Below are 2,401 nucleotides of genomic sequence, written 5' to 3'. Positions count from 1 at the left end.
CCGCCGGTCCCGATCCCTCCCACGCGTCGGCGCCGATCGAATTCTCCGCGCCGGCGCCCTGCGCCCCGGCCGGTACCGGCATCCCCGTCAAGGACGAGCCGACTCCCGCGCGATCCCCCTCGACCGCGGAGCCCACGGAGCCCACTGCGGCCGGGGTGGCCGGGGTGGCACGGAAGTCGGGCGCGGCGGGGGACGGCGACGGTGGGACCACTGCCGGATCCGACGGGATGGCCGGCACCGCACCGCCGGACACCACCGGCGAAACCGCCACCTCCGGACGGGCGGACGGTTCCGGCGACCGCGGATCGTCCTGCGCGAGGCTGGGGACAGCCATGGCCGCCGAGGCAGGCTCGACGGGGGTCTGGTCGGCCGGGGTCCGGTCGGGTGCAGCGCCGCCCGCGAACACGTCGTCCGACGCCGCCCGGTCCGCCGGTGCGCCGGTGGGCGTCCAGGGGGTCATCGCGCGACCCGACACGGGATTGTGGGCCGACGGCGATTGCGCCGCCCCGGCCCCACCCGCGCCGTCCGGCGCACCCAGCCGATTGCCCCAGCCGATTGTGCCCGGCCTGATCCTGTCCGGCCTGATCCTGCCCGGCCCGGTGGTGCCCGGCCCGGTGGTGTCCGGAGAGTCGGGGCTGTCGGTCGTCAGCTGCTCGCGGGCGCGCCTTCGGGCAGCCAGGGACGGGGATCGGCAGGATCGGCGGGGTGCTCGCCGACGATGGTCAGCCCGAACCAGCCGACGTCGTGCCAGGCGCCGAGCTTGTATCCCGCGCGGGGGAACACCCCGACCGGGCGGAATCCGACGGCGGTGTGCAGCGCGACGCTCGCCGCGTTCGGAAGCGTGATGCCCGCGTACAGGTTGAGGTAGCCCAGCGCCCGCACCTCGGCGATCAGCGCGTCGTACAGCCGCCGGCCGAGCCCTCGCCGGTGGTGCGCGGCGGCCAGGTAGACCGACGTGTCCACCGACCAGCGGTAGGACGCGCGCGCATGGTGCGCGCTGGCGTAGGCGTAGCCGGCGATCTCCCCGCCGGCCTCGGCGACCAGCCATGGCCGGCGGGGAGAGGTGAACATCCGCGCGTGGAGGTCCTCGACCGTCGGGAGCTCCTCCTCGAAGGTCGCCGGCGATCCGGCGACGAACGGCGCGTAGACCGCTCGGATGCCGGCGGTGTCGGACGGACGGGCTGCCCTGATGGTGACCATCAAAGACCTCCGGAGGGGACTGTCGCCTTCAGGCGTCAGGGGAATCCGGTACGGATCCGTACCGGCTGGACCGGCCGTGCCGGTGTTTGCCGCGTGCGACTGGCCGGTCGTCGTGTTGGGGATCGAACCTGACCGTGTTCACCTGTTCGTCGAGGCTCACCCGGAGCATTCCCCGTCGCACGTCGCCAATCAGGTGGATGGGTTTCACGTCGCACGTGCGCCGAGTTCGCGCACCTGTGGTCTGGTGCGGCGTGCGTACACGTTCCTGCTGCGTCCGACCGCCGGGCAGACGGTCGCGTTCGGCATAATGCTCGACGACCATCGCGCTCTGTACAACGCGGCGTTGCAGGAGCGGCGTGATGCCTACCGACACCCGTCGTAAACCCGCATCCGTTACGATGATCAGTCGGCTCAGGTGAAGGACATGCGGGCGGACGACCCTGATCAGGCCCGGCTGGTCGTTCTCCTCGCAGCAGGCCACGCTGCGCCGGCTGGAGAGGGCGTTCGCCGGATTCTCCCGCCGGGTGAAGGCGGGTGGGATCCCCGGCTATCCGCGTTTCCAGGGCGCAGGCCGGTTCGGCACCGTGCAGTGGCCGGCCGACGGCGACGGCTGCCGTTGGGACGCGCAGCCGGAGAATCCCACGCGGACGTTCGTGCGCCTGCAGGGCGTCGGCCACGTCAAGGTCCACCAGCACCGGCCGGTGCTCGGCAGGGTCAAAACGGTCAGCATCAAACGTGAGGGCAGACGCTGGTACGTCATCCTGTCCTGCGACGACGCCCCCGCTGAGCCGCTGCCGCCCACCGGCACCGTGGTCGGTGTGGATGTCGGCGTCGCGTCGTTCCTGACCACCTCGAACGGTGAGCACGAGCCGAACTCGACATGCCTCGAGCGGTCCGCGGGCCGGCTGGCCGTCGCGCAGCGGGATCTGTCCCGTAGGAGGCGGGGTTCGGCGCGGTGCGGGAAGGCCGCTACCTGGGTGGGGACGATCGGCCGGGGTGTTGTCCGGCAGCGGTTCGATCATGCCCACAGGACGGCGCTGGGGCTGGTCCGCGGTCATGATCTGATCGCTGTGGAGAAGCTCGCCGTCACGGGCATGGTGCGCCGGGCGAGGCCCGGGCCGGGCCCGGACTTGTCGGGGGTGTTCCTGGCGAACGGGCAGGGGGGGAAGTCGGGGTTGAGTAGGTCGATTCATGATGTGGG

The 2,401-nt window shown here is 72.2% G+C and carries 3 protein-coding genes and 2 pseudogenes; 3 read left to right on the top strand and 2 right to left on the bottom strand.

Annotated features, from left to right (window positions below; translation table 11 throughout):
• A pseudogene (locus NBZ83_RS31655) lies at positions 1 to 460 on the bottom strand (hypothetical protein); the annotation flags it as partial.
• A gap of 185 nt (positions 461 to 645) precedes the next feature.
• Positions 646 to 1,200, bottom strand: a complete 555-nt coding sequence (locus NBZ83_RS31650; RefSeq protein ID WP_261571328.1) for a GNAT family N-acetyltransferase — start codon at positions 1,198 to 1,200, stop codon at positions 646 to 648.
• 97 nt (positions 1,201 to 1,297) lie between these two features.
• Here NBZ83_RS31650 and NBZ83_RS34430 point away from each other — a divergent pair.
• The 3 genes and pseudogenes from NBZ83_RS34430 to NBZ83_RS31640 all read left to right on the top strand — a co-directional run.
• Positions 1,298 to 1,443: pseudogene (locus tag NBZ83_RS34430) on the top strand (IS200/IS605 family transposase); the annotation flags it as partial.
• 1 nt (position 1,444) lies between these two features.
• A complete protein-coding gene (locus NBZ83_RS34710) occupies positions 1,445 to 1,582 on the top strand; it encodes a helix-turn-helix domain-containing protein (RefSeq protein ID WP_498041099.1) in 138 nt (45 codons plus the stop codon).
• Positions 1,583 to 1,724: 142 nt separating this feature from the next.
• Positions 1,725 to 2,401: RNA-guided endonuclease InsQ/TnpB family protein (locus NBZ83_RS31640; RefSeq protein WP_261576455.1), on the top strand; the 677-nt coding region annotated here is incomplete at its 3' end.

It is taken from the genome of Frankia gtarii (genome assembly GCF_025403375.1).
Lineage (GTDB): Bacteria > Actinomycetota > Actinomycetes > Frankiales > Frankiaceae > Frankia > Frankia gtarii.
This window is presented reverse-complemented; position numbering and strand designations above follow the sequence as displayed.